The 805-nt window shown below is 57.3% G+C and carries 2 protein-coding genes; both read right to left on the minus strand.

What is annotated here, in order from left to right:
- Window positions 1-397: methylenetetrahydrofolate reductase (locus tag A3754_RS01815; protein ID WP_197468372.1), on the minus strand; the 397-nt coding region annotated here is incomplete at its 3' end.
- A gap of 113 nt (window positions 398-510) precedes the next feature.
- Window positions 511-805 (minus strand): adenosylhomocysteinase (locus A3754_RS01820; protein WP_197468373.1); only part of this gene is annotated, 295 nt, incomplete at its 5' end.

Here is an 805-nt window from a genome sequence, read left to right on the forward strand (position 1 = left end):
CCACTTCCAGCTGGAAGTGGTCGCCGGTTTCCTGGCGGATCAGGGCCACCAGTTCATCGGCGTATTTGATTTCGCTTTGCGCATAACCCATGCCGGAAGGCAGGTCACCACGCAGGGCGACGATGCGGGTGACACCCGCATCCTTATAGCCGTTCACCAGTTCAAGGATTTCTTCCTTGCTTTGACCGATGCAGCTGAGGTGCGGGGCGGTGTCGCCGTGCTGCTCGCGCAGCTTGTTGACCATGTCGCGGGTGTTGTCACGGGTAGAGCCGCCGGCACCAAAGGTGCAGGAAAAGAAAGCCGGGTTTTTGGCCAGCAGCTTCTTCTGCGTGGCCAGTAATTTTTCCTTTCCCTGTTCTGTCTTGGGAGGAAAAAATTCAAAACTGATTCGTTGCATGGGGCTTGCCATTTACGTTTGTCATTGTTGAAAGCGTAGTGCTTTCGATGGCCGGGTCGGACGTCGGAAGTCTGACGCTTTTGGCATCCGACTTCCGGCGTCAGACGTCCGACTTAGTACTTGTAGTGCTCGGGCTTGAAGGGGCCTTCCACGCCGACGCCGATGTAGTCGGCCTGCTCCTGGGTCAGTTTGGTGATCACGCCACCGAAGCCTTCCACCATGTAACGGGCCACTTCTTCGTCCAGCTGTTTGGGCAGCACTTCCACCTTGAGCATTTTTTCTTTCACGGCGTCAGAGTGGTTGGCGTAACCCTGATCGAACAGATACATCTGCGCGAGGACCTGGTTGGCGAAGGAGCCGTCCATGATGCGGCTGGGGTGGCCGGTGGCGTTGCCCAGGTTGACCAGG

It is taken from the genome of Alcanivorax sp. HI0083 (assembly GCF_001635175.1).